Genomic DNA, 26,392 nt, shown 5'->3' with positions numbered 1-26,392 from the left:
GTGAAATCGACTGCGCGATTTCACCTTTTTCATTTATAGAAGCTAGTTATGTCCCAGCCTCTTTTTACGATAAGACTGTTCAACTGCTGCAGCCTGAACTACAGCTGGAACAGCTTGCATCTCCATGTCCTCCTCCAGAGTCATGCTCACTCGAGGTACTGCAGGCAAAACCCGTACAGGAGGAAGCGCCTGCTGGATGGATCTTATAATATTCACTTTGTTGCCATTCGTTCATTTGCTCATGATATTGATCATCTTCATATATGGAATAAAAAACAGCAGCTCCAAGGGCATATTGGTAAAAATGCTGTTCAGAGGAAGAAGATGGCACACCAAGTGATTTTTTGCCTTGCTTTATATCATCTGATTGAAAGATGATTTTTTTCATATCTTTTATCATATTTCTTTTCAACTCGAGCGGGTCCTGCTCTCCTCGAAAGTACTTCGCTAATATATCCACCTCCGACAGCTTCCGAAAATCATCAAGTGCCATCCGGTTAATCGGTTGCTGCAGAAATCCTCCCCAAATGACTCGGCTATTTGGGGTAGAATCAAAAAGCGTTAGATAAACCCAATCAAAAAAACCTCTTTCGTTTGACATTAAATTTTCTTCAGTATTTGGAATATGATGTAAGAGTTTTTGGTAAAGCTTTTTAGAAAATGCTTCATAATCTTTTGTAAACATCAGCATTTCATGCCATATTTCATCCACCTGAGTACTGAACATTGGAACAGATTTAAGAAAATAATTGATTAAAAAAAATCGTTTCAGTTCAAAAAAAACCCACTCATATTCATAATCAGTCCATTCAGGATGATTTTTTAGTAAACGATTTTTAAAAGCAACCCTATACGAGTCCGACATTGATTGTTCCAGTTCTTGAACAATCGGAAGATATCTCTCATCTCGAATACCAAGATACTCTGGGAGTGGAAGATTCTTTATCGTTCTTTTTTTCCTTTTAGAGGCCATGACAGTCACGATCATTAAGACAATTAAAATAAATACAAATAAACCTAAAAGTCCATCAAGCATTTACTCTCCCCTTTCTGCTATGATTCAATGCTATTATTTCTAACTATCATGACATTAAAGTTGGTCATATGTAGAAAACCAATTGCGATGAATCATTATATATCTGAAATATCTAAAAATAACAATTATACAAAATATACGAATGAAAGGAAGGAAAGTTTCATATGATTAAAAACTTAAAAGCACCTAGTAAAACAGGTGCTTTTATTTTTCCTATATGATAATCAATTTAAGAATAGACTAAAGGTTGGTTTATCGTATTACCGCTATTTTTATATTCCTTTGTAAGCTTATCCATAATTTGTTGAACAGTAAGAATTTCCTTTATTTCGTGTACTCTAGCTCCGGCGAATACTAAGCCATTGTCCACATCGCCTTCAACGACTTTAAACAATGAGTCTAATGTACAAAATCGATAAGAGCAATTCTTTAAGCAATCAAGACATTTTTCTATCTTTACTTTATTTCCACTGGTAATCATGTCCGAGAATGAATTGGCTATCACTCTCCCATGTAAGCCTACAGTTGTTTTGACAAGAAGTGTATCCTCTTGTCGGGCATCCACATATTTTTGTTTAAAGGCTAATGGTGCGTCACATTCATAACTGGCTACAAACCTTGTTCCCATTTGAACCCCTGAAGCCCCCATTTCAAGCGCTTTCCTAATATCCTCACCTGTCATAATCCCGCCCGCAGCCATTACTGGAATAGATACAGCTTCTATCACCTCAGGCAGTATATCAAACATTGGCCGGTCAGTTCCTAAATGTCCACCAGCTTCAAATCCTTCCACAACTACTGCTGCTGCACCAAGTCTTTGTGAAATTCTTGCTAATTTAGCGGATGAGACAATCGATAGGACTGGAATTCCCGCTTCTCTTCCCCATGCGTACATGTCTCTTGATATTCCTGCACCGGAAATAATGAAATCCACTTTTTCCTCCAGTGCTGCTTTCATTTTTTCAGCAAAATCATTCATAGCAAACAGTACATTAACACCAATATAACCAGGTCCTGTCAATGCAGCTTTTGCCAATTTGATATGTTTTCGCATTTCATCTACAGAAATTCCTGTTCCTGAAATAATACCGATTCCTCCAGCGTTAGCAACAGCCGAAGCAAGCTTACTCAAACTTATTCCAACTCCCATCCCTCCCTGCATGATTGCTCTATCATGATGTCTATGACAATGTTTTCAAGGAGAATAAAATGACATTCAAACAATTCCGTAAGGAGAAGGATCCATTAGGTGAAATAAAGATTCCTTTTCATGCGTATTATGGCGCACAAACCCAAAGGGCCGTTGATAACTTTCAAATTAGCGGAATTCGTATGCCACGTCCATTTATTAAGGCACAAGGCATCATTAAAGCTTCCGCTGCTACGGCAAATCTTGAATTGGGTAAGTTGTCTGAACCAATTGGGATAGCCATTATTCAAGCGTCAGAGGAAGTAATAGCTGGAAAATGGGATGAGCATTTTCTCGTTGATGTGTACCAAGCCGGTGCAGGTACCTCGTTTAATATGAATACAAATGAAGTGATTGCTAATCGTGCCTCAGAAATTTTAGGTGACGCCTTGGATTCTAGTAATAAAAAAGTCCATCCAAATGATCATGTCAATCTGTCACAATCCACGAACGATACCTACCATACGGCTATTCATATCTCAGCTGCAGAAGGTCTTGTGCAACACCTTCTCCCTGCTCTTTCGCAACTAGAGCAGGCCTTGCATAAAAAAGCTGAAGAACTTATGCCTATATTAAAATCAGGTCGGACTCATTTACATGATGCCGTCCCTATGCGACTTGGACAGGAATTTTCTGGATATGCGGGTACCATACGTGACATGTCCCAACGTATTGAAGGCTGCTTAGGATCCTTATATAATATTGGCATGGGAGGAAATGCGATTGGCACCAAAATCAATTTACATCCTGAATACATCCCGAAAGTAATGAAGGAAATCTGTCAACGAACGAAGCTGCCTTTTCAAGAGCCTCCTAATATGTTTACATTCATGCAAAATACGAACGCCCCTATTCAAACCATTATGGCTCTTAAGGAATTAGCCATTCATTTAATTAAAATAACCAGTGATTTACGTTTATTAAGCTCCGGTCCTAGAACTGGACTTGCGGAAATTACTCTTCCCTCGGTGCAACCTGGTTCCACCATCATGCCTGGTAAAGTAAATCCTGCCATTTTAGAAATGACACATATGGTTTGCTGTCAAATTATTGGCTTTGAAACCGCGATATCAACAGCCGGAATGGCAGGTCAACTGGAAATAAACGTCTTGATGCCCGTGATTGCCTATACATTACTACATTCCATTGAGCTGCTTTCAAATGCTCTTTCTACACTTGTTACAAAGTGTATTAACGGCATACAAGCGAATGGAGATAAATGTCAAGAATGGATGGAAGCCAGCCTTTCATTGGTTACAGCCCTTAGTCCGACAATGGGCTATGACCTAGCATCTCAAATTGGAAAACAAGCAGATGAAGAAAATAAGACAATCAAACAGGTGCTAAAAGAAAACGGATTGTTAACAGAGGAGATTGAAAAAAAGCTTGATCCGCGAAAAATGGTGTAACGAGGAGCTTCGTAAATGATTTTCTATTATTTTCAGCCATGCGTAACACACAAAAAAAGACCTCATTATTCGAGGTCTTTTCCTATTTTGTGTGTTTCATCACAGTCAAGGTTCCTTAAATAGTCTATTCTATAGCTATTACCAAGTAACCATCATCATTAAGATAAAAAGGATTAGAATGTAGTTAACCGAATAAATAAACATTTGATTAGCCCATTTCATATCGTTTCTCGTATAGAGACCACGGATTCCTGTTACAATCCAGATTATGTTCATCAATGTTGCAATAACAACAAAGGTTGTGCCAAGTGACACTAAAAAGAATGGCAGTGGCAACAGACATAAGATATAAACAACGATTTGACGCTTCGTCACTTCAAAGCCATATACAACCGGTAGCATTGCTACTCCAGCCCGCTTATATTCATCATATCTTCTCATTGCAATCGCAAACGTATGCGGCATCTGCCAAATAAAAACAATTAATGCTAGGGTAATCGGAACCATATGATAGCCCGGGGCAATAACTGTCCAGCCCATTAATGGGGTAACAGCACCTGAAACCGCTCCAATCATCGTGTTAAGTGTATATTTTCTTTTCGACCACATCGTATATAAAACAACATACGTAAACCAGCCGATAAAGGAATATATGACCGCTTCAATGGTTGTTAAAAACAAAAAGGCAAATCCGATAATCGTAAAAACAATCCCTAAAGTTAATACTACCTTCATAGAAAAGTTTCCTGTCACCGTCGGTCGATTTTTCGTTCTTTCCATAACTCGGTCTAAATCAACTTCATACCAGTTATTTAGCGCTAAGGCACCAGCGATAACCAGTGTGCTTCCAATCATGGTGAGGACCAAATCTCCCCAATAGTCTACGATAGAGGCATTTGTAAAGTGTAGCGCCAACCAAAACCCGGTTAGGACTGGAAGCACATTGACAACCAAAACTAGCCCTTTTAAAAGTGAAGCCAGGTCCACTATGGTTGATTTTAACGATCGTTCTTCTACTTGGTAGGACTTTTCATTTCTTTCTAATGCAGTTGTTACCGTTTCCCTCATTTGAATTCTCCCCCTGAGTTTTCTCACTATGTCTATCTAGGAGTTTCTCTATCCTGCTTTAACGTTAGATTAAGCGGACAAATTTTATTTGAATTGGAGCTCTTTTTCCTTCAAACCAAATTGACTCGAAAATTTCACTATATGAAATAAATAACTTTAACAACATTATTATGATATATTATAACTCATTTCGACAGCATTTTTCTATATTATTCTTTTCAAAATACTCCTCTATTTAGATTTACTTTAATCAAATTCGCCCGTCGAATTTGCGTCCTGATTACCTGAGCTCGCTCGGGTAAACTACCTTAAAAAATCCGTGACATCCGCCGGAGGCTTAACTTCATTCAGCCGGGGTTTGAACCCTCACTGAATCGATGTACCATTTGCATTCATCCCCCACCTGTAGAAGTGGAGGACTTCTGTACCTGTCGCAAGCTTTCGGTACAAAAAGCATTTGCTGAATGAAGTTAAATAGATTACTCGTATATTTTCGAATATTGAATTGTAAAGGTTTTGTAAATTTAGTGTAAAGATTTAATTAAATGCGTAAAAACACGCGTTTTAATTGATACTATGTTTAAGGTTTTGTTTTATTTTTTATTATTTAGGAGTGGATTCAGCCTTGGAAATTAACTATCAGGAAATGTTATTTCACTTTTTTGGTGGATTAGGGATCTTTTTATTCGGAATTAAATACATGGGAGATGGATTGCAGTCAGCCGCCGGTGATCGATTAAAAAGCATTTTAGACCGGTTTACAACGAATCCGTTTATGGGTGTTTTAGCAGGTATTATTGTTACAGCTCTTATCCAATCAAGCTCAGGCACAACTGCCTTAACGGTTGGATTAGTTAGTGCTGGTTTTATGACCTTAAGACAAGCCATTGGTGTCATAATGGGAGCTAATATTGGGACAACAGTAACAGCCTTTATCATTGGGATTGATATTGGCGCCTATGCCCTACCAATTATTGCACTCGGCGCAATTTTCCTCTTTTTCTTTAAAAATAGGTTGATTACAGCCCTTGGACAGGTCGTATTCGGGTTTGGCGCTCTCTTCTTTGGCTTAGAGTTAATGGGGGATGGCATGAAACCACTAAGTTCTTTGGATGCCTTTCGGGAGCTTACACTAAGCATGAGTGATAATCCCATTTTAGGTGTTGTCGTTGGGACGGTACTCACCGTGATAGTCCAAAGCTCAAGTGCTACTATTGGGATTTTACAGGGACTATTCTCAGAGGGAACCATTTCACTAAATGCCGCTTTACCAGTTCTTTTTGGTGATAATATTGGGACGACGATTACTGCCATTATCGCGTCTATCGGTGCTTCTATTTCCGCAAGACGAGCTGCTCTAGTCCATGTTACGTTTAACATCATTGGTACGATCATTTTCGTTATACTTCTTGTACCTTTTACAGCTTTAATCACTAATTTACAGAACATGTTAAATCTTAATCCGGAGATGACGATTGCCTTTGCCCATGGAACCTTTAATATTTCTAATACTATTATTCAGTTTCCATTTATCGCCCTACTAGCGTGGATCGTCACTAAGATTATTCCCGGCGAGGATGAGTTCATTGATACGAAGCCACAACATTTGAATCCAACCTTAATCGAGCATTCTCCAGCGATCGCACTCGGCCAAGCAAAAGAAGAATTAAAAAGAATGGGAGAGTTTTCATTATCTGGCTTAGAGGATGCCTTTACTTATTTAAAGACTAATGACAAGAAATATGCTGAAAATGCTCTTCAATATGAAACAGGAATCAACCATTTAGATAGAAAGATAACCGAATACTTGTTAGCCATCTCATCGAAATCCCTTTCCAATAAAGAGCGAGATGATTTTTCAGATATTGCCGACTCAATTAGAGACATTGAAAGAATCGGTGACCATATGGAAAATATTGTTGAATTAATTGATTATAAAATCAATAAAAAGGTGCTGTTTTCCGAAGAAGCCTATGGTGAATTAAGAGAGATGTATGAACTGACAACTAATACACTACAAACTGCCTTAACTGCCTTTTTTGAGAACAACTTAGAAATGTCAAAGGATGTATTATCGAAAGAAGAAGAAATTGATAAAATGGAAAGAGTCCTTAGGAAGCGTCATATCCTGCGTTTAAACGAAAGACTCTGTTCAGGAGATGCTGGTATTGTATTTGTGGATATAATTAGTAACTTGGAAAGAATTGCAGATCATGCCTGCAATATTGCTGAAGCGGTTATCAGTTCATCCGCTAATACCACGAATTACTATGCACAATGATGAGAATGGAACTTCCCCTTCTCTATAGTCATTCATGCTTCCATTTCGAAAAGGATAGATACAGGGTGTTATTCCTGCCATCTATCCTTTTTTATTTTGAATGATTCTATTATTTACTACTGGTTTTTCGATGTTCCTCCTTTATAATACGAATGTAGGCCCTAATGAAAGGAATTGTATATCCATGGAACCCGTTCTTGATCCTCAGCATTTAGCTGATGTAAAGCAAAAAAGAAGATACCAATTAAAAGGTGACGTCCGTGATAAAATCACCAAAAAAATTCAGGCAGATTCACAGCCTGATACGTATTATTACATTATGGTTGTTTTATCCTGCTCGGTTGCTACCTACGGACTTCTGTCAAATAGTACCGCTGTTATCATTGGTGCCATGTTGATTGCTCCATTAATGAACCCAATCCTCGGCGGTGGACTTGCACTCATTACCGGTAATAACTATCTTTTAAAAGTCACAATTAAAGCTGAATTGATTGGAGCATTTATTGCGATTGTGCTCTCCACCCTATTAACCCTATTATTACCTGTCTCAGGTCTAACCCCTGAAATTTTAGCTCGAACAGAACCTACATTAATTGATTTAATCATTGCACTTGCGTCCGGGGCAGCAGGTACCTATGCCATCTGTTACCGATCGGGGGCAACACTTCCTGGCGTGGCTATTGCGACTGCCTTAATGCCGCCCTTATGTGTTGTCGGGATTTCCCTTGCCAAACAAGAATATCAATTGGCAGGCGGAGCATTATTACTCTTTATTGCCAACATGATTGCAATAAATGTCATTGCTATCGTAATTTTTAAATTTGCAGGATTTACAACTCCATCCATATCTAACTATCTAAATCTCGATATCAATAATGAACGCAATACTTTGTTCTCACGGTTAGTAGAAAATAAAATTATTTATCCTGTTACCCTTCTATTACTTGTGTCTATTCCACTAGTTATTCTTTTAAATAGTTCAATTGAAGGTGATCGAAAGGAAAAGACCATCCGCTCAGCACTCGATGAAGGTCTAAGTGTATTAGCACCAGATGCAAAGATTATTTCACTTCATTTTGTTGAAAAAGAAGGAACTTTTCTCATTGACACTGAATTTAACTCCGCACAGGTCATTCTCCCTGAGGACATTCGAAAATTAGAAAACAGTCTTGAATATAAATTAACCGCACCCGTACAGCTCAGCGCCGATATTGCAATTATCCAAAAGGTAAATAATGAAGGTTCCACTGACGGATACAAGTCGTTACTGCCTCAGCCTGAAAAAGAGGTAGTAGAAGTGATTGAAACGCAAACAAGCACACCTGAGGAAATCATTGAACAAGTGGTAACTGAGAAGCTACAGCTATTCAGTGGTAAATTAACTGATTTTAGTTTTGAGTATCAACGAGGCACAGGCACCTATAAGCTGCTTCTAAAAATCAATAGTGAAAAGACTTTAGATGAAAAATTCATTAAAACGATTGAAGGAATTTTAGAGGATAAGTTAAAAAGGAAGGTCTCTGTTACCCTTCAGACAACAGATACAACTCAAAACAAAAATGATACAGAGGAACAACAAGAAAGGACTGAAAAAGACGAAACAAAAAAAGAAAATGGATGACGCCAAAAACCTGATTTTCATATTGATGAGAGTCAGGTTTTTTCATTGTTATTAACTTATTTATTATGTTTACAAAAACAAAAGAATGTATTATAGTTTACCAAGTAAATAGTTCAATTATTTAACTATTAGAGAGGTGAACCATTTTTGGATGATACGTCTATTAAAAAGCTTGTCGACCAGTATATTGACTTGAATTTCTTCATTGAAAAAAATGTAGAGAGTTTAATAAAAGGACAAATAAGCAGTGATTTAACCAATGACCAGCAGTATATGCTCAGGTACATAAACAAGGTCGGAGTCTGTACCTCTTCAGAGCTGGCGGAAATTTTTAATGTTAAAAAAAGTGCCATTACCGCCATTATCAATCGCTTGTGGGATAAAGGGCTTATCCTACGAACTCGTGATGATAAGGATCGTCGGATGATTTATTTAACGTTAACGGAAGCCGGGAAAGAAGTATTTAATCAATCTGAAGTCCGAATCCATCAATTAGTTACATCATTTATCACGCAATTTGATCAGGAAGAAATTGAAGCCTTTATGAAGACATACGAAAAGCTAAATCAAATCATTCTAGCGGCAAAAGATAAAAACTTGGGGGAATAATGTGTGAAAGCAATAATAAAGGGCAAATGGCTTGTCATGCTTCTCTGGATTGCGGCAGCTGTTAGCTTATTTTTACTAGCGCCAAATATGGGAGAACTTGTTCGCGAAAAAGGAGATATAACCGTACCAGACGGTTATTCCTCTACATTAGCAGGAGAAATATTACAAAAAGTGCAGGAACAAGAGGATACTGGAGACACCTCAACCCTTGCACTTGTTTTCCATAATGAGAAAGGTTTGACAGCTAAGGATCTTTCGGAAGCTGAAAAAGCGATAAAATTGCTTGAGAAAAATGAAGCAAAGCTTGGAATAACAGAGATTTTAACTCATTTTCATCAAGAATCCTTAAAGGACCAGCTCGTTTCAGAGGATGGAAAAACCATAATGGTTTCGATTCAGCATACTTGGAATGATGATATGAGTGAACAGGAGCTACGCCAGCTGTACTATGAAACCATTGAAGATATAGAAGTAGAGCATTATTACACAGGTAGCTGGATGATTAGTGAAGCGATGATTACAAGCTCACAGGAGGGCTTAAAGAAAACGGAAGGTATTACGGTTGTCTTTATTTTAATTGTCTTGCTCCTTGTTTTCAGATCATTCATTGCACCCTTTATTCCATTATTGACAGTTGGTATCACGTATCTGACATCACAGTCGATTGTAGCCTTTTTAGTGGATTCAGTAGACTTCCCTATCTCAAGCTATACACAAATCTTTTTAGTAGCAGTATTGTTTGGGATTGGAACAGACTATTGTATTTTGCTATTGAGCCGATTTAAAGAGGAATTATCGGCTAACGACACGATTGCGGAAGCCATTGTTGCGACTTATCGAAATGCAGGAAGAACCGTCCTGTTTAGCGGATTGGCTGTTATGATTGGGTTTGCAGCGATTGGATTTTCCGAATTCCAGCTTTATCAATCTGCAGCAGCCGTTGCTGTCGGTGTGGCCGTGCTTTTATTAGCTTTATTTACAGTCGTTCCCTTTTTCATGGCCACACTTGGAGCTAAGCTATTCTGGCCGTCTAAAAAGGCGGCAGAGCATGGGGAAAGCAGAATGTGGGGACTTGCAGGGAAATTCTCACTTTCAAGACCGGTTTTATCATTATTACTGGTAGCGGTCATTTGTGTCCCATTCCTTTTCACCTATGATGGCACACTTTCCTTTAATTCACTTGAAGAAGTTAGTGACGATGTTCCAGCCATCAAAGGCTTTAATGTGATATCTGACAGCTTCAGTCCTGGTGAAGCCCTATCAACACAAATTGTTCTCCAAAATGATGAGAAAATGGACTCGATTGAGTACCTTGAAATCATCGAAGCTCTATCTCAAAATCTCGAAAAGGTTGACTTAGTTGATAAAGTTCGCTCAGCGACAAGACCGGTTGGGGAAACAATTGAAGAGCTTTACCTTTCTAGCCAAGCAGAAACGTTGGAAAATGGTCTTGGTGAAGGTAAAGACGGTATTGAACAAATTAGTGAAGGTTTACATGAGGCTGAAAGTGAGCTTACCTCCTCTGCCCCTGAACTTAAGAAGGCAACAGATGGAATCGGCACCTTGGTATCAGGTACAAGTGACTTACAATCCGGTTTGTCAGAAATCGAGGCAAATCTAGCCAAAATTGAAGAAGGAATCCGTCAGGGGACTGCCGGATCGACGCAAATTAAGGCTGGTCTTGCTGAGGCGAAGGCAGGTGCTGAAGAATTATTAAACGGTCAGCAGCAGCTGTTACAGGCTTATCAGGATATAGGAACCAATTTATCGGCCTTAAATAGTGGCTATCAGCAGGTTGGTGAGGGTTTAAGCCTTTTATCTAGCAATCTATCACAGATTAAGCCAGAGGATTTTACAACACTTGAAGAAAGCTATGAGGAAATCCTCTACTCACCTGAATACGGCAAAATTAAGGGGGTCATCACAGGTGTACAGGGACCGTTAGCAGAGCTAAGTGCTTCGATTGCACAGCTTAACAGTGGTCTAGCTCCCCTTTCAGAGGGTGTTGGAACGGCCAATACTAATTATGAAGCCGTTATTGCCGGCCAGCATGAATTAGCAAAAGGCCTTCAGGCACTAATCGATGGGATTGGAGCCCAACAGGACGGCTTAGAGCAGCTGGCGGATGGTCAAGGACAGATTGTCAACCACTTCCCTGCTGTGACTGATGGCCTTTCAGAACTAAATAATGGACAGCAGCAACTACTTGATGGCTTTAGCGGCTTAGGTGAGCAAATGAATGAGTTAACAGATGGGCTGGGAAAAAGTGCAGACGGACTGGATCAAGTGTCAGAGGGACTAACATCGGCACAGGATTATTTATCAGGTCTCTCAAAAGCTTCTGCCTTCTATCTGCCAGAGGAAATGCTAACAAGTGAAGAGTTTTCACAAGTATTAGACACCTACTTCTCGCCTGACCGAAAAGTCATGACGATGGATATTGTGTATCAAGCGAATCCCTATTCGAACGAAGCGATGGCTTCCATTGAAGAGGTTAAGACCATCGTAGAACAAACAACAAAGGGAACCAAATTAGAAAATGCCAAGGTAGCTATTGGTGGTATCACAAGTACGAATGCAGATTTACAAACGATGTCCAATGGAGATTATTCGAAAACTGTTGTTTATATGCTTCTCGGGATTTCGATAATCTTAGTTTTTTTATTCCGCTCAATCATTATGCCTGTTTATTTAATTGGTTCATTGATTCTCACCTATTATACGGCCATATCAATCAATGAAGTCATCTTTATGAATATACTTGGCTATACCGGTATATCATGGGCTGTTCCGTTCTTTGCCTTTGTTATTCTGATGGCACTTGGTGTTGACTATAGTATTTTCTTAATGGACCGTTTCAATGAATATAAAGATCTGTCTGTTACAGAAGCGATGCATGTAGCGATGAAGAAAATGGGAACTGTCATCATTTCGGCTGCTGTCATCCTAGGCGGTACATTTGCTGCTATGATGCCATCCGGTATGCTATCCCTGCTGCAGATCGCTTCCATTATCTTAACCGGTTTGCTCCTTTATGCTTTTATCATCCTACCGTTGTTTGTACCGGTCATGGTGAAAAATTTTGGAAAAGCAAACTGGTGGCCGTTTAAACGTCCAATTCAATAGTTAAAAAAGAAAGAAAATCCCCTCCTCGGATGGGGATTTCCTCTTTTATCTTTTTAGTCTACATAATATTATTATGTTAAATCTCAACTATATAGTAGGTTCTCTATTTCCAATACATAATAATCTTCCAAACAGTTCACCTTAAGAACTAGCATAACCAGTTTACTTAAGTCCCCTATCCAAACATTAACTGCTTATTGTCAATTTATTTTTCTCTTGAAAGGTACGTGATAATGTGTATAAATACTTTACCTTTACAGCTAAGCTTACAGTACTAATTTTATTCTTATGTGCTTGTACGACACAGAAAGAATCTAGTCAAAATAAAACAAATCCCTATATAAAGCTATCAACGGAAGAACAGATAACAATCCCAGATAACTATACGAAAGAACAGGAACAACCTATGACAGAATCAGATAGTGAACAAACGGAAGAAAAAGAACAGGATCCGATACCGCAAGTTGAAAAAACTCTACAAGCTGAGGAAATTACTGATTCACTACATAGTCGCCCCCACACACAGATAGAACCAAATAAGGCTGATCACGATATGGAAAAAGAACTTGAACAGCTGCCATTCCAAGATTTCAAGGAAAAATGGAATGCAATTTCAGATGATCAACTGTCAGAGCTATACATTAAACAACTTAATGAAAAGGTAGAGAAAGACAAAACAATCTATAGCGCGACGTTAAATAAGGATCATCAACTAAATATCCAGGTTCAAGAAGGTAATATTCACCAAATTGCTTTCGTGACATCCAATCCTTCATCCTCTTCTGCTGTGTACTCGATGTTAAGCGGCTGGGGTCAAATTATACTTCTATTACATCCGGAGGTTCAAATGTTTGATGTCGATGACTTTTTCTATCAAATTGGCGTCAGACCTAATGCAGATTTACAAAATGTTAAGAATACGACGATGACATACGAAAATATTAAGTACACCATTACACGAACGGACCGGGGATTTAACTTCACTGCTATTATTACCGATGAAATTTAAAATGTAGAAATGAGGTGCACCTATGAAGCGATTGATATTCCTCACGATTCTTATGTTAGGACTTTCTACTGCACTACAGAAAAGCACACCCATGCATGCAAATACCGGCTTATTTAATATGTCTTATTTATTTTTTGGAGTGCCAAATTCGTACCTCTCTCAAGTAAACAAAACACAAGGAAGCCTAAATGTTGTTTCGCCGAACTATTTTGATATTGCTGAAAATGGAGAATTAGAAGTCACCTGGACACTAAATGATTCATTTATTAATGAAATGAAAAAAAGAGGAATAAAAGTCGTCCCATTCTTAGCCAATCACTGGAATAAAACGGCTGGAATAAATGGGCTAAAAAAACGTGAGCAGCTGGCCACAAGCATTGCTGAAGCGATTAAAACGTATCATTTAGATGGGGTTAATGTTGATATTGAAGGCGTTAGCTCTGATTTCCGTGATGAACATACCGATTTTATCCGTTTATTACGGAAAAAAATACCGGACAATAAAGAAGTTTCTGTAGCAGTTGCTGCTAATCCTAACAACTGGTCGGGAGGATGGCACGGCTTCTATGATTATAAAGGATTGTCTGACCATTGTGATTATTTAATGATTATGGCTTATGATGAAAGCTGGGAATCACCGGAAAGTCCAATTGGACCGGTATCCAGTATATCCTTTTTTGAAAGATCCATTAAATACGCGCTCAATCAAGGAGTTCCAAAGGATAAGATTGTAGCAGGTCTGCCTTTTTACGGCAGGATGTGGAAAACAGACGGTCCTACATTGGAAAATAAGAAAATCAATGGGATGGGAGTATCAAGCTCAAGAATAAAATCCCTAACAGAAGAGTACAATGGAACCGTTAAATTTGATGAAAAGACTCAGTCACCAATGGTTTCATTTAAGATTCCAAAGGGGCAAGACTATATTATTAATAAAACAAAACTAACACAAGGTGAATATGTCATTTGGTATGAAAATGAACAGTCAATAAAAGCCAAGCTTCTTCTGCCGAAAAAATATGGGATAAAAGGAACAGGGTCTTGGGCTTTACAGCATGAATTACCTGAAATGTGGCATTATTACTCTCTATGGTTAAATAAACAATTCTTCGTAGACCTTACAGCAAGCTTTAGCTGGGCTCAAAAAAGTATTGACCTTGTCTCGGAGAAAGGCTGGATGCATGGCACTACTAGTACAACCTTTTCTCCAGGATCGACACTTACACGAGCACAGGGTGCTGTTATCCTTGTAAGAGCTTTAGGGAAGGCAAATAAACTACCGGACCAATATCAATTTACTGATACGAAAGGTCACTGGGCCCAAAAAGAAATTGAAGTTGCCAGGGAACTAGGATATGTAAATGGTAAGGAACCAAATAAATTCGATCCAAATGCACCATTAAAGAGACAGGAATTAGCTCAAATCTTATATAATATCTTCAGTTACCCTATTCCAGATACAGAAAATCCTTTTCAAGATATACAGGAGGGTCAATGGTCATATAATGCTGTCCAAGCCTTAGCACAGAAAGGCTTTATCAGTGGTTATGATGATGGAACCTTCCGTCCGAATGAAACATCAAAAAGAGCTCACATGGCTGCTTTAATGGAGCGAATGTCTAAAGAATTTGAGACTAAGGCAAACGCTCAATAAGCACCACAAGGGTTTCCTGAAAGAAGTCAGGAAACCCTTGTTCTTATTAATATAGCACTCCCCCTTCAAAGTGTCTTCAATGGCGTTACCCTTCTAAAAAAGATTATGTCTGCCACTACATATAGCTCATAGTTAAAGGCTTACGTAAAAAAGCTATGATGAATTCATCATAGCTTTACAAAAACTCTGTTATTAGCTTAATCAGAACAGGTCCAAGGAGAACAATAAACAAGGTGGGAAAAATAAAAATCACCATTGGGATCAACATTTTTACCGGTGCCTTCATAGCCTGTTCCTTTGCATTGAAGCGCTGTTTTTCCCTGATTCTTTGCGTTTGAGCCCTCAACACCTTACTCATGCCAATTCCCATTTGATCGGCCTGGATAATGGAGCTCATAACGCTTTTGAAGAAATCAGATGGTACACGTTCCCTAAGCTCTGCAAATGCCTGTTTCCTAGATTTACCAAGCTTCATATCCTCTAACGTTGACAAGAACTCTTTAGATAACGGTGTGTTCATTTGCATAGCCACCTTTCTTAAGGCTCCATCTAACCCCATCCCTGCCTCAATCGAAACATTTAATAAATCAAAGAAGTCAGGCATCGCTTTATCAATAAGCATTGTGCGCTGTTTGCTTTTGACAATTAAGTAGTAATGGATATATCCATAAGAGGCAAAAGATACAAAGAGAGCGACAATAAATAACCTTAATTTATCCTCTGTTGCAGGCCCAAGGAGAAACATAAAAAGGAGGAATAAGAAAACTGGCAACAAATATTGGATTAATACAAAATCACCTGCTGAAATTCCAAAAGGATTTCCTGCTGCTTGAAGCTTTTTTTCAAATTGAATCATTTTTTGTTTCGGCATTCGCTTGACGAAAAACATTCGTCCCTTTATCAGTACAGGTTGAACAAACCGAATATAAAGGGATTTATTTCTAATGTCCTCATCATTTGTTTCAAGTGATACAAGTTGGTTTTTGCTCGTCAGCCATGGTGAGACTCTTTGATAAATCACCATTTTATTTTTAAATATCTGTAGTAGTATAAGATAGCCAACGCTGGTAAAAAACAAAAAAGTAAAGAGTACGAATAAAAATGAGATCATCTTCTATACCTCAACCTTTACAATCTTATTAATCAAGAGCCAGCCTATGACCCCTGAAATGATACCAGCACTAATTAACACTACTCCAATAGGATGAGATAGCATCGGATTAAAATAGCTGCGATCCATAAGATATAAAATACCTCCTAGAGCGACCGGCAGCAGGGAAATAACGGTGGCAGACATCCTCCCCTGAGAGGTTAAAGCCTTTAACTCGTCCTTCATACGGACTCTCTCAGAAATAGTGGCATGGATGGTTTCAAGCATTTGTACAAGATTGCCTCCTGTAGAGCGTTGAATCAAAACCGCCGTAACGACAATTTCTAAATCTTTGTTTGGCATCCGCTTTAACAAATTCCCAAAGGCCGTCTCCATTGAAATCCCCAGGTTAATTTCTTTGTTTGTCCGGGCAAACTCAATACCGATTGGCGGATCCATTTCTTTAGAAACCAGCTGCATCGCCTGCATAAAGCTAAAGCCTGATTTAATCGCACTAGCCATTGTTTCTAAAGCATCTGGAAGCTGCGCTGTGAAAGCATTTAATCTAGATTGTTTTTTTCTTCGAATATAGAATGATGGCAGATTCCAGCCGAGGACTGCACACAAAAGAGCCACTAGTAAATGAAAGCCAAAAAAGAAAGAAAAGAAAAAAGCGATTGTAAACATAACAAGTCTAATAGTAATAAACTCCTCCACTTTAAGTGGAATACCTGCACCCTCTAATTCACTTTCTATTTTAATCCGTTTCGTTTCCGTTGTTTTTATGCTTTTAGATAGAATAGAGAGGATTTTTTTAATAGGAGATGTCATTGGTCCTTCAGCTTTTGAATCAGCCTCTACCGTGTTTATTTCCACTTTTGTTAATTGCTGTATTCTTCTTCTGACCTTTTGTTTCTTATTAACATATTTCGTTAAAATAAATGCGAAAAGAATGGTTGATAAAATGAAAATAATAAAGATCATACTAGTCACTCTCCATTAAACCATTCAGAAGGAAGCTCGAAGCCATACTGTGCTAATTTTTCAGAACAATGCGGCCGGATACCTGTTGATACATGCTTACCAATTACTTTCCCATTGGCGGAAGTTCCAGTTTGATTAAAAGTGAACAAATCCTGTAAAATAATGGTTTCACCTTCCATCCCAATTACTTCTGTTATATTGACTATCTTTCTGCTGCCGTCCTTTAATCTCGATTGTTGGATGATTAAATCAATTGCACCTGCTATTTGCTCTCTGATTGCACGAATCGGCAGATCCATTCCAGCCATCAGTACCATCGTTTCAAGACGAGAAAGCATTTCACGAGGAGAATTAGAGTGACCAGTTGCCAAGGAGCCATCGTGTCCCGTATTCATTGCCTGGAGCATATCTAACGCCTCACCGCTTCTAACCTCTCCGATAACAATTCGGTCCGGTCTCATCCGTAGCGAGTTTTTCACTAAATCCCTTATCGTTATGGCCCCTTTGCCTTCTATATTAGGTGGTCTTGTTTCTAATGAAACGATATGATCCTGTAACAGCTGGAGCTCCGCCGCATCTTCAATCGTGATAATTCGCTCATCATGCGGGATAAATGAAGACAAAACATTTAATAAACTTGTTTTGCCGCTCCCTGTACCCCCACTGATAAAAATATTCAACCGAGCTTTTACACAAGCATCAAGAAATTTTGCCATTTCTTCTGTTAAGGAACCAAATTTAATTAAATCCGGCATTTTCAGCCGGTTTTGGGGGAATTTCCGAATCGTTATCGATGGTCCAACCAATGATAAGGGAGGGATAATAGCATTTACCCGCGAGCCATCCGGAAGACGAGCATCCACCATCGGACTACTTTCATCAATTCTTCTTCCTAGCGGGGAAACAATTTTCTCAATGACCTGTAACGCATGTTCATCATCGCGAAAATATTTATCGCTTAACGTTAATTTCCCGCTTTTTTCTACATAGATCTGATAAGGACCATTTACCATAATTTCAGATACCTCGGGATCATTCAATAAAGGTGTAATCGGCCCAAAGCCAATTAATTCATTGGAGACCATATCGACTAATTCTTTTCTACCTTCAAAGGTCAAGCGGTCATTTTTCTCATTGAAAAACTTCATCGCTTCTTTCTCAATTAGCTCGAGCTGCTCCTTATCGGAAAGAGCGGGCAGCTTTTTCAGCTCGGTAACTAAATGGATATGAAGCTGTTTTTTTAATTCATTTTCAATGGGCCTCGTTACTTCCCTTTTCTGTGTTTCCTGTTTCCCTTCAACAGGAATGGTCGTAAGGGTTTTTTCATTTATCCTCTTTAATAATGACATGAAAATCTCCTCTATTTTTTACTTTTTGAAAAAAACCAGCCTTTTTTCTTTTCTTTCTTCCTTGTTAGATACTCACTTAGGTTGTCATTGATAATTTGTTCACTTATTTTCATGACAGATTTCGCGACAGCGCTTTTTGAGTTTAGTGTGACAAAGGATTCTCCCTTATTGATAGAGGAGATAACTGTTCGATAATCGCTTGGAATGCTTCCTTCTATTTTCATCCCTAGTACATCTTCTACTAATTCCTTCGTCATATCTTCCGTCTCAGAATCTCGATTCAAGATAACATGTACTTTATTCTTCAGACCTAATAAATTAAGTGTTTCAATTGCGAGTTTTCCATTTTTAAGTGCTGGTAAATCTAGTGAAGCGACTAACAAAATCATATCGGATAGTTCCATAGCGACTAAGCTTGTTTCAACAAACGCAGGAGGAGTATCGATAACTATCATGTCATATTCCTGTTTCATGGCTTCAATTAAGTAGGAAATATGTTCTCCCGTTACCATTTCTGAAAACTCCGGCTGTGTTGGGGCAGCCAATATGTCAATTCCTGATTTATGTCTTAACATATACTCCTCGATGGATTTATCCCCATTCTCATAGGACTGCTTGACCCAATCGTAGATTGTGACTGAAGGCTGAATATCAAACAACAGTGAGACATCACCAAATTGCAGATCTAAATCAATAATTGCTACTTTTAGATTGTGTTTATTTAAAGCGACTGACGTATTCACACTGACAGTTGTTTTTCCGACACCACCTTTTGTACTGCAGACAGTTATAATTTTTGCTTCCTTATCTACTATCCTATTCGCTTTATCTCCTTTTACCTTAAGACTTACAACACTTTCAGCTTTTGAAATCGCTTCAATGACCTCATCTTCATCACTTTCAATATCTAATACATCAATTGCTCCAGAGTACATGGCTTTTTTATAGTCAATTTCTTCCTTGTTAACTAATAAAATAACTGCTGTAAGCTGTTGGGTCCGAGAGATTTCAAGGCAGGCTTCAAAAGGATCTATCGTTTGATTCGGTCCTAAGATAACAATACTTCCTTTAGCCTCGCAAAGGGCTGATACTAAATCTTGAAACTGATCAAAGATTTTACTGCTTTTATTTAATTCGTCTAGCATCAGCTTTACTGCAGTAGAATACATTCTTTTTTCAGAATGAATATAATAGTTCATAAAGGCATCTTTCCTTATTGTTTCTTAGGAATGTCGTTAATCGCTGGTACATCTTCACTCACGCCTCTCAGCATAAGTGTAACGGTTCCCCTCTCCTTTTCGAGAGCAAGGTTTGCTCCATCTAACGGACTTACTTCTAACGTAACCAAACGATATGGCTCTTGTTCTTCTTCCTCTGTAACAGTAACCGTATTGCCAACTGCTAACACTCTAATATTTTCTAATAAGATGTTTGATACCATGTCTTGATCCGTTAGATTATTTACCACTACAATATCAACAAATGAGCCAGGTCTAATAAAACCGGAAACACCCTGTTCTTCCTCAACGGCAATGGATATCGCCCTTTTCCCTGCACGAATCTCCAATGGGGTTATCTGTGTATCTTTTTCTTTCTCCATTTCTTCGACTTGTTCGGTTTGTTCCGCATTTTCATCCACACCATTAGTATTACCCTTATTTGATGTCAATATGAAAAAAGTGAAGGACATCAATAAGCCAAAGAGAATGGCTAATAGCCATATTTTTTTTGTATTCACAACTATCACCTATTCAACCTTAGTGAGTTTAAATGTTGGAGGATCTGTCAGTTCTTCTAAAAAAACGGCTTCTACATCAGCACTTGTATTTGAAACACTTTTTAAGAAAAAGGATGCAAAACCAACAATACGAACATTGTCACTATTAGGCAGCGACTCATAAAGTGGGACGAGCACCACTCGCTTGCATCCCGAAGGATAATGACGATAAGTAGCATGAGGACAATCGCCAATCCGGTCATCAATGGCTGTTTTTATATTGCCTAATTGATTTCCATTGTAGGTTTCATAAACTTTATTAACACTGATATTGCCCTTAAAACCGTTTTCTAATTCCTCTTTGAAGGTATTACTTTTACCACTATAATTGATATGTACCGTCTCTTTGCCAAAAAAGATGACGGATGAGCCATATTTTAAATAGTTTAACTTAGGGAAACCCAGTGGAACTGTATTTGTCGCAGATTTAATCGGCGGACCTGCTTCTAGTTCTACTCTTGCAGTTGCTGTGATTGTTTGCTCAGAGACACCAAATAATTTCGCAAAATATAGACTGACTTTTTTACTCCCATGAACTTCAATCGCGGTTGGTTGATCCTTAAGTATGATGCTGAAATTATCTGGATTTTCATCATTTAGTTGAATGGACCTTATAGCCTCTTCCATCGCTCTTTGATTATTACCAGGAAGCTCTTGACCACTTGCAAGTGCTGCAGCATCTGCTGTCTTTTGCAGCCTGCTTTTTTCCAAGTAGAGTGAGCCAAAATCAACCACTAATGCTAAAAAGCCAATAAAAACAGTCATTAGGATTGCAACAAAAACCATTACCTGCCCTGCTTCATTCCGAAGGAAAGCCTTCATTCTCATTCCACCCTCATCACAGTTTTAGCCTGTAACATGAGCGGATTTGGCAAAACACTTTGAATTAGCGGAGTGGAAAAAGAAACGGGATAGGATATGTTTACCGTTACATATGTACCCCTTTTTCGATTTTGTTCTGTGGGAGACACAGAAAAATTTCTTGGATCTATGGTTAGTGTCGAAGCGGATTCTTTCGCTCTTATCCATACATCAGAATCTGTCCCACCAATACTTGCTATTCGTGCAGCCTCCCGTCCGGCATGTTCAAGTGTTAAGTAAGCATGAAAAATCCTTCCAAAATCAATAATCGCAAAAAGGAAAAAAATTAAGATGACTAATGAAAAGGCTAATTCGACAGTTGCCTGTCCTTTTTCCGATTTCATCAAAACACATTCACTCCGTAATAGCCTATTGTCCCTAACACAATGGCAACACCATATGGAAAGGCATGATGCAACTCGTCTTTATTTAAGGTATCCAATGTTTTTATGCGAGCTGAAAAAAGAATCCTTTCTAAGGAGCTTATTAATTCCTTCTTTATAATTAAAATTGCTAACGCTATTATTCCTCCAGCAATGGCAATATATAAGAAGGATCCAATAACAAATGCTGTTCCTTTTAATGCTCCGATGGCCATTAGTAATTTTACGTCCCCTGCGGCCATGCCTTTCAAAGCGTAGGGAATAATAAGTAATGCAAAGCCTGTCCCTAATCCCATCATACTGAAGACCAAGCCATCCAAGCCATTTGTCATGGTATGGATGAGAATACCAATGATCATCGCTGGAAAAGTAATAATATTAAAGATTCTTCTATCTTTTACATCCGTAAAGAAAGAAATGATTAACGCTGTAAATAGAATAAATGTTGTCATGTATGATCACCTTTTAAAAAACCCCTACTTTCATAGTAAGCCGAGTGAAAGTAGGGGCATTATTTTCTTAAGAAATAATACTTTTTAAAGGAAAAATTATTCTCCTTTTTTCTCAAACCAACCAGTTACTGCTGATTCAGAGAACTTTTCTTTAATTGTATCACCAAAAATTGTTGCCACTGCTACTGCAACAACCGCAATCCCACCTAACACTAAACCGTACTCTGTCATCCCTTGTCCTTTTTCATCCTGCAAAAATCTTTTCACTGGGTTTCTCATGGATGTGACCACCTTTCATGTTTGAAAAATTCTATGCATAAAAAGATACTTAAACCAAAACAATAGTATCTAGCGATTCGTACATGAAACAACGATTAAATTCCCTTTTATAGGGTTGCATCGCTGTTTGTAAGGTGATATTACCACGCCATTTTTCGAGCAACAATCACAAAATAATTCTTGTATTGATTAATACTGGAAAACCTTCTTTTGGAATTTTTTTGTTTTAGCTGCTCAGTATTATTATGTGAAGGCAGTGAATTTTTTATGAAGTTAATTACTGACAAAGATATCCAGAATATACCAATTGAAATTATTAACCATGATACCTTTCTAAGACGATTAATCGGCTTAATGTTTCGCATAAAACCCATTGTAAACGAAGGAATTTGGCTTCATCCCTGTAATTCCATACATATGTTCTTTATGTTTTTTGCCATAGATGTAGTTTTTTTAAATGAGAATCAACAAATTATTTCTTTCAAGAAAAACGTCAAACCATGGACCATTATTCCGCCGGTAAAAAAGGCAGTGTCTGTATTAGAATTGCCTAACGGGACCATTTCTACTTACTCATTTCAAATTGGGGACACCATTGATTGGTAGCTTATCTTTATTCAGATTCTATTCCTTTCCCCCATATCGTTTACATTTCTTAAAGAAGGTAAAGGATTTACTTCAATTTATGTCACAGGTCAACCATGTCGATTCATAGGGTATTAAAGAGTTTTGACTGAGGAGGAAAATAGATGTTTCCAAGACACCCCTATTACGTCCCAAGCATACAGCCAAATGCTTATTATCAATGGCCAGTTTATCACAATGAACCCTATGAATATAACCGAGGTTATCCCTATGACCCTTACACTTCTAACCGTCAACAGCCTGTAAGAGGTCAGGCAACGTGGACCGATGGCGGTCCTGTCACACTATGCAATATTCCCTGGTCAAATAATGAATATATGACGGCAGCAGTTGGAGCCAGTTCCCCATACCGCTGCGGTCAGACGCTAAAGATACTGAATCCATCAACACAGAAAGAAATATTGGTTAATGTAGTGGATCAGGTACAAGGTTATCCAGTAAATAAAATTAATCTACATCGAAGAGCATTTGAGGCACTCGGAGCAAAGCCAAGTGAAGGTGTTATTCATATTGAAATTACCCACTCACCAGAAATAGAGCAGGAAGAATGGGGCAGATATTTAATCACAATCACACAAGCTGCCTACCCAGGTTATCGGGTTACGGATTATCAGTATATAGGAAAATCTTCTGAGTCCCCAACAAGAACAAAACAAAGCTATGAATTTGTATTACAGTCCCCACAGGAAACCATAAAGGTTAAAGGAAATGTTCTGTATGATCCAAACACAAATCGGGTCATTTCATTTGACCTAAACGAACAGTAATGTAAATATTAATGATAGTACATTCTTTAAAGTATTATTATCCATAGAAAAAACCACACTGACAAAGGAGTGTGGTTTTTTCAGCATAATTTATGATTGTTAATCTTCGTCTGCTGATAAATCTTTAACTGGAAGCTGCTCGCCTTCTTGATGTGTTACTTTTCGGAGGTTGAACATTGCTTTTAAACTAAAGACTAGTAAAATCAGTACACCAATTAAGAAGACTGTATCTGGAATTGCTCTATATGTTAATATGGTTTGCACTAAGTCCTGTTTTAGAAAGGCCGCCGAGCGAGATGCCGCATATCCGTTTACGTATGCAGCTTTTAACTGCATGAATCCAACTGGAAGCAATGAAGCAAATACCATACCGGCAAGACCGACATTTAACAGAATGCAGCTAATTTTCACCCATTTTTCATTCCACTTCTCAGGTTTTACAATATTACGCAAAGAATAAAGTAAAAGAGCAATCGCAAACATACCATAAACACCCATCATGGCACCATGACCATGTGCAGGTGTTAAAAATTGTCCGTGTTCAAAGAAGCTGACGGCAGGAAGATTGATTAAGAATCCTAGTACACCAGCACCAACCAAGTTCCAAATCCCAACTGAAATTAAGAACCAGAATGTTCCTTTATAAGGAAAATCAATTCCTCCAGCTTTCATCGTTTTATAATGCTCATATGCTTCTAAGATTAATAGCGTTAAAGGTACAACCTCTAAGGCTGAGAAAACAGCGCCTAAGCCAATCCAGGCCTCGGAAGAGCCATTATAGTAGTAATGATGACCAATTCCGATTACACCGCTTCCTAATAACAAAATTAATTGGAAGTATAAAGCCTTAACTGTAGAGCTTTTTGTAACAAGTCCCATTTGTACCATTAAGAAGCCAATTACTACCACCGCAAAGACCTCAAAGATTCCTTCTACCCAAAGATGAATAATCCACCAACGCCAGTAATCGGCAAAAGTAAAGCTTGTGTCAGGGTTAATTAAAAAGGCAAAAATATAAAATGCAGGTACGGCGATAGCAGAATAGAATAGCAGGTGAATCAATCCACCTTTATCTGACTCCCGTTTTAATCCGCTCCTAATTCCTCGGTAGACGATAAACAACCAAATGACCATTCCTACTGCCAAGATGATCTGCCACACGCGGCCAAGCTCAATATACTCCCAGCCGGTATGACCCAGCAGGAACCAATTATTGCCTAAATAACCATTTGCCCCTAGCCATTGCCCTAGCATACTTCCGACAACCAAGACGACTAAAGCCCAAAATAAAATATTTACTAATAATCCTTGTTTTTTCGGTTCGCGTCCGCCGACTAATGGAGCTACGTAAATCCCCATACCAAGCCATGCGGTTGCAATCCAAAGGATGGCCAGTTGCAGGTGATAGCCCTTCGCAATATTAAACGGAAGGATATCATGAATCCATTTCATGCCAAAAAAGCTGTCAGGTTCTATATAATAATGAGCCAAGAGTGCCCCGAACATAGCCTGAACAAAGAACAAGGCTGTAACGACGAAAAAGTATTTTCCAGTTTTCAGCTGCGAGGATGTAACGGGAAGCTTATGTAGATGAATCTTAGGAAAATTCCCTTCTGTATACGCTTCCTTCATACCTAAATGATAACGATAAAAGATAAACAAAATAATCCCAAGGAATAATACTAGGATTGTCACACTAGCACCACTCCACCAAATGGCAGAGAACGAAAGCACATTACCGGCATCCTCAAAATACGGCCAGTTATTAGTATAGGTAATATCATCACCGATTCGTTCCGTACTTGATAGCCAAGCTGTCCAGAAAAAGAATGCAGAAATCTGTTCGATTTGATCACCTTCTGCAACGTATGCTCTTCCCTCCTGTGGCATATGTTCTTCTTTAATTAACTCTGGTTTTAGGCCCCAGCCGTCACCTTCTGTAAAGACCATTTGATAGTGTTCGACTACTCTTTCATAACCATAGGTTTGAGCATCAGTTAGAACCATCGTATCGGATTTTGCATCGTATCTGTTTACTCGCATTTCTTCTATGACAAGATCACGGATAACAGATTGTTCTTCACTAGAAATCTCAGCAAACGGTTTACCATATTTCTCTTTTGCCATAAAATCCTGCATTCCCTCTGTATACACTTGTAAGGCTTCAGCCGTATAATCCGGTCCCATATAAGAACCATGTCCGAGAACAGTCCCATAGTCCATTAATCCATATTTTTGAAAGACTGCCTGACCTCCCATGATCGTTTCTTTTGTTAAGATAACCTCACCTTGTACATTCGTTATTTCTAAGGGACGAGGTGCTTGGTCTTTAAAGATCCAATAGCCCCCTACTAATAAAACGGTAAAACTAGCAAGAATTGTTATGATAAGAATTGATTTTAATAGTCCATTTTTTCTTCTTGCTGGTTCAGTTTGACTTACTTGTACTTCCTGTTTTAGTCCCATTTTATTTCCACCTCCTATTTGATACAGCTATCATATATCGAATCAATTATTGACAAAGTGACGTCACTCAATAGATAGATATGATTTTTGTCACATTCCAATCAGTTTCTATGATAAGCGTCACACAATTGTACTTAGTAGATTGATATAATTTTGACAAATCAAATTCGCCCCGTCGAATTTGCGTCCGGATTTTTATTGAGCTCGCTCGATAAACTACCTAAAAAAAATCCGTGACATCCGCCGGAGGCTTAACTTCATTCAGCTGGGGTTTGAACCCCTACTGAATCGAAGAACCATTTGCATTCATCCCCCACTTGTAGAAGTGGAGGACTTC

The 26,392-nt window shown here is 38.4% G+C and carries 22 protein-coding genes; 9 read left to right on the top strand and 13 right to left on the bottom strand.

Annotated elements, in window-relative coordinates; genetic code table 11:
- Positions 1–79: 79 nt before the first annotated feature.
- Positions 80–1,036, bottom strand: coding sequence for a glycine-rich domain-containing protein (locus tag BQ5321_RS11175; protein ID WP_071394567.1), 957 nt, complete (start codon positions 1,034–1,036; stop codon positions 80–82).
- A 229-nt stretch (positions 1,037–1,265) separates the two neighbouring features.
- The gene (locus BQ5321_RS11170) at positions 1,266–2,198 is read right to left on the bottom strand and encodes an NAD(P)H-dependent flavin oxidoreductase (protein ID WP_084786745.1); all 933 of its coding nucleotides are present in this window, start codon (positions 2,196–2,198) and stop codon (positions 1,266–1,268) included.
- A 47-nt stretch (positions 2,199–2,245) separates the two neighbouring features.
- Here BQ5321_RS11170 and BQ5321_RS11165 point away from each other — a divergent pair, with 47 nt between their 5' ends.
- Positions 2,246–3,634, top strand: coding sequence for a class II fumarate hydratase (locus BQ5321_RS11165; protein ID WP_071394565.1), 1,389 nt, complete (start codon positions 2,246–2,248; stop codon positions 3,632–3,634).
- A gap of 138 nt (positions 3,635–3,772) precedes the next feature.
- On the opposite strand, the gene cyoE is transcribed toward BQ5321_RS11165, so the two are convergent.
- Positions 3,773–4,702: a heme o synthase gene (cyoE, locus tag BQ5321_RS11160; protein ID WP_071394564.1), complete on the bottom strand. Its 930-nt coding sequence runs from the start codon at positions 4,700–4,702 to the stop codon at positions 3,773–3,775.
- A 625-nt stretch (positions 4,703–5,327) separates the two neighbouring features.
- Here cyoE and BQ5321_RS11155 point away from each other — a divergent pair.
- The 6 genes from BQ5321_RS11155 to BQ5321_RS11130 all read left to right on the top strand — a co-directional run bounded on the left by BQ5321_RS11155 (position 5,328) and on the right by BQ5321_RS11130 (position 15,002).
- The gene (locus tag BQ5321_RS11155; protein WP_071394563.1) at positions 5,328–6,983 is read left to right on the top strand and encodes a Na/Pi cotransporter family protein; all 1,656 of its coding nucleotides are present in this window, start codon (positions 5,328–5,330) and stop codon (positions 6,981–6,983) included.
- 184 nt (positions 6,984–7,167) lie between these two features.
- Complete coding sequence (locus tag BQ5321_RS11150; RefSeq protein WP_071394562.1) at positions 7,168–8,604, top strand: TIGR00341 family protein; 1,437 nt, start codon at positions 7,168–7,170, stop codon at positions 8,602–8,604.
- 147 nt (positions 8,605–8,751) lie between these two features.
- On the top strand, positions 8,752–9,213 hold the full coding sequence (locus BQ5321_RS11145) for a MarR family winged helix-turn-helix transcriptional regulator (RefSeq protein ID WP_071394561.1): 462 nt from the start codon (positions 8,752–8,754) through the stop codon (positions 9,211–9,213).
- 3 nt (positions 9,214–9,216) lie between these two features.
- Positions 9,217–12,339, top strand: coding sequence for an efflux RND transporter permease subunit (locus BQ5321_RS11140; RefSeq protein WP_071394560.1), 3,123 nt, complete (start codon positions 9,217–9,219; stop codon positions 12,337–12,339).
- A gap of 235 nt (positions 12,340–12,574) precedes the next feature.
- Positions 12,575–13,348, top strand: coding sequence for a hypothetical protein (locus BQ5321_RS11135; RefSeq protein WP_071394559.1), 774 nt, complete (start codon positions 12,575–12,577; stop codon positions 13,346–13,348).
- 22 nt (positions 13,349–13,370) lie between these two features.
- The gene (locus BQ5321_RS11130; protein ID WP_084786743.1) at positions 13,371–15,002 is read left to right on the top strand and encodes a glycosyl hydrolase family 18 protein; all 1,632 of its coding nucleotides are present in this window, start codon (positions 13,371–13,373) and stop codon (positions 15,000–15,002) included.
- 175 nt (positions 15,003–15,177) lie between these two features.
- Here BQ5321_RS11130 and BQ5321_RS11125 read toward each other — a convergent pair whose 3' ends face one another.
- The 9 genes from BQ5321_RS11125 to BQ5321_RS11085 form a co-directional block, all read right to left on the bottom strand.
- On the bottom strand, positions 15,178–16,113 hold the full coding sequence (locus BQ5321_RS11125; RefSeq protein WP_071394558.1) for a type II secretion system F family protein: 936 nt from the start codon (positions 16,111–16,113) through the stop codon (positions 15,178–15,180).
- Positions 16,114–16,116: 3 nt separating this feature from the next.
- Positions 16,117–17,076, bottom strand: a complete 960-nt coding sequence (locus BQ5321_RS11120; RefSeq protein ID WP_084786742.1) for a type II secretion system F family protein — start codon at positions 17,074–17,076, stop codon at positions 16,117–16,119.
- Between the two features lie 5 nt (positions 17,077–17,081).
- On the bottom strand, positions 17,082–18,425 hold the full coding sequence (locus BQ5321_RS11115) for a TadA family conjugal transfer-associated ATPase (protein WP_071394556.1): 1,344 nt from the start codon (positions 18,423–18,425) through the stop codon (positions 17,082–17,084).
- A gap of 11 nt (positions 18,426–18,436) precedes the next feature.
- Complete coding sequence (locus tag BQ5321_RS11110; protein ID WP_071394555.1) at positions 18,437–19,624, bottom strand: CpaE/TadZ family protein; 1,188 nt, start codon at positions 19,622–19,624, stop codon at positions 18,437–18,439.
- 14 nt (positions 19,625–19,638) lie between these two features.
- Positions 19,639–20,163 carry a Flp pilus assembly protein CpaB gene (gene cpaB / locus BQ5321_RS11105; protein WP_071394554.1) on the bottom strand — a complete coding sequence of 175 codons (525 nt, stop codon included), beginning with the start codon at positions 20,161–20,163 and terminating at the stop codon, positions 19,639–19,641.
- 9 nt (positions 20,164–20,172) lie between these two features.
- Positions 20,173–21,024 (bottom strand): pilus assembly protein TadG-related protein, encoded by an 852-nt coding sequence (locus BQ5321_RS11100; RefSeq protein WP_071394553.1) that lies wholly within the window; start codon positions 21,022–21,024, stop codon positions 20,173–20,175.
- 2 nt (positions 21,025–21,026) lie between these two features.
- Positions 21,027–21,407 (bottom strand): TadE/TadG family type IV pilus assembly protein, encoded by a 381-nt coding sequence (locus tag BQ5321_RS11095; RefSeq protein WP_071396873.1) that lies wholly within the window; start codon positions 21,405–21,407, stop codon positions 21,027–21,029.
- Entirely contained in the window at positions 21,407–21,898 is a 492-nt protein-coding gene (locus BQ5321_RS11090; protein ID WP_071394552.1) for an A24 family peptidase, read from the bottom strand. The genes BQ5321_RS11095 and BQ5321_RS11090 overlap by 1 nt, the downstream gene beginning before the upstream one ends.
- Before the next feature lie 96 nt (positions 21,899–21,994).
- A complete protein-coding gene (locus BQ5321_RS11085) occupies positions 21,995–22,177 on the bottom strand; it encodes a Flp family type IVb pilin (RefSeq protein WP_071394551.1) in 183 nt (60 codons plus the stop codon).
- Positions 22,178–22,444: 267 nt separating this feature from the next.
- Here BQ5321_RS11085 and BQ5321_RS11080 point away from each other — a divergent pair, with 267 nt between their 5' ends.
- Both BQ5321_RS11080 and BQ5321_RS11075 read left to right on the top strand, forming a co-directional pair.
- A complete protein-coding gene (locus BQ5321_RS11080; protein WP_071396872.1) occupies positions 22,445–22,783 on the top strand; it encodes a DUF192 domain-containing protein in 339 nt (112 codons plus the stop codon).
- Positions 22,784–22,926: 143 nt separating this feature from the next.
- Complete coding sequence (locus BQ5321_RS11075; protein ID WP_071394550.1) at positions 22,927–23,589, top strand: DUF3889 domain-containing protein; 663 nt, start codon at positions 22,927–22,929, stop codon at positions 23,587–23,589.
- A 99-nt stretch (positions 23,590–23,688) separates the two neighbouring features.
- Here the strand turns inward: BQ5321_RS11075 and BQ5321_RS11070 are convergent, their stop codons facing one another.
- On the bottom strand, positions 23,689–26,055 hold the full coding sequence (locus BQ5321_RS11070) for a nitric-oxide reductase large subunit (protein WP_071394549.1): 2,367 nt from the start codon (positions 26,053–26,055) through the stop codon (positions 23,689–23,691).
- Between the last annotated feature and the right edge of the window lie 337 nt (positions 26,056–26,392).

The sequence above is a fragment of the Bacillus tuaregi genome (assembly GCF_900104575.1).
Lineage (GTDB): Bacteria > Bacillota > Bacilli > Bacillales > Cytobacillaceae > Bacillus_BD > Bacillus_BD tuaregi.
The sequence above is the reverse complement of the archived record's forward strand: the minus strand, read 5'-3'. Positions and strand labels throughout refer to the sequence as shown.